The 1,199-nt window shown below is 58.4% G+C and carries 1 protein-coding gene; it reads right to left on the bottom strand.

Features of this window, described 5'->3' with window-relative positions; translation table 11 throughout:
- Positions 1–1,123 (bottom strand): MFS transporter (locus ACREAY_RS12000; protein WP_431755999.1); only part of this gene is annotated, 1,123 nt, incomplete at its 3' end.
- Positions 1,124–1,199: the final 76 nt, after the last annotated feature.

Raw genomic sequence — 1,199 nt, 5'->3', positions numbered from 1 at the left:
AGCTCTCGGCGGTATATGTCAGGAGGGCGGTGACTATCCAGGCGTTTGCGAAAAACGCGATAAAGCCGGCAATCACCAGGCCGCCATAGTCGCCGACGAGCAGGCCCCGCAGGACAAAGCCTACGCCGAGCATAAAGCCGGCTATGGCAACCTGGTATTTCCTCTCCTTCCTGTCTGCCAGCAGGATGGCCGCAGCCCCTCCTGCCACAAAGCCGATGCCGCTGAGGAGGTTTATGGTTATGGATTGCGATATGGTGTACCCCTGCTCGACATAAGCGACTACCAGCAGCAGGGCCGAATAGATCGGGATGAGCAGCAGGAACCAGATTGCAGACAGGAAAATGATGCGCCGCAGGGCAGTCCGGCTTCTTAAAAGCCGGATGCCGCGCTCTGCCCTCTGTTCCGAGGGAGCCGATTGCAGCGGCTGGAGCCCTATCTTTTGCAAAGCCAAGTTCGCTTCCTGCAGCTGGTCTTTTGACAAGAGCCATCGGGGCGACTCGGGCATCTGCATCCGAAACGGAAGCGAGACCAGCGCTACCGCGCCTGCCAGCCCAAGCACCAGCCGCCAACCCTCAATCCCTGCAAACTGGCCCTGTACCAGGGAGAGGGAAATTGGGCCGGAGGCCGTCAGGCCGAGCCATCCGAGGACAGACAGGAGGGAGGTGTATTTCCCTCTCTTTGATCTGGGCGACATCTCGCTGATGTATACGCTTGCAATCGCAAGCTCGGCGCCGATGCCGGCCCCCGTGATGAGCCGGAAAAACATCAGCTGCGACATGTTCTGGGACAGCGCCGCCATTATCGAGCCGGCACCCAGCAGCAGGATAGAGACCGCAAACGCCAGCCGCCTCCCCCTGGAATCGGCAAGAAGAGTTATGCAAAAGGCGCCGATGACGTACCCCAGGATTGTGAGCGATGCGCCGCCGGCAATCTCTGCGTCGGTGACCCCCCACGTGCTTTTCAGCACGGGAGAAATGTAGGCATAGTTTGACACGTCGTAATACGTGAAAAAGCTTGCAAGGCTTATTGCAACTATGACGCTTGGCTTGAGCGGAATCCTGTTCAGGCCATCTATCCTTTCACCCAGCTGGTGTACAGGGCCTTCCTCGCTCCCCGCTTTCACTACAAATCAGTGCACTGCCAACTAGTTAAATGTCACTTGAGTCCTTCTCGCGCCACACCGGCGGGCATCATTTGCC

Origin of the sequence: Nitrososphaera sp. (assembly GCF_050748925.1) — an archaeon.
Taxonomy (GTDB): domain Archaea; phylum Thermoproteota; class Nitrososphaeria; order Nitrososphaerales; family Nitrososphaeraceae; genus Nitrososphaera.
The sequence above is the reverse complement of the archived record's forward strand: the minus strand, read 5'-3'. Positions and strand labels throughout refer to the sequence as shown.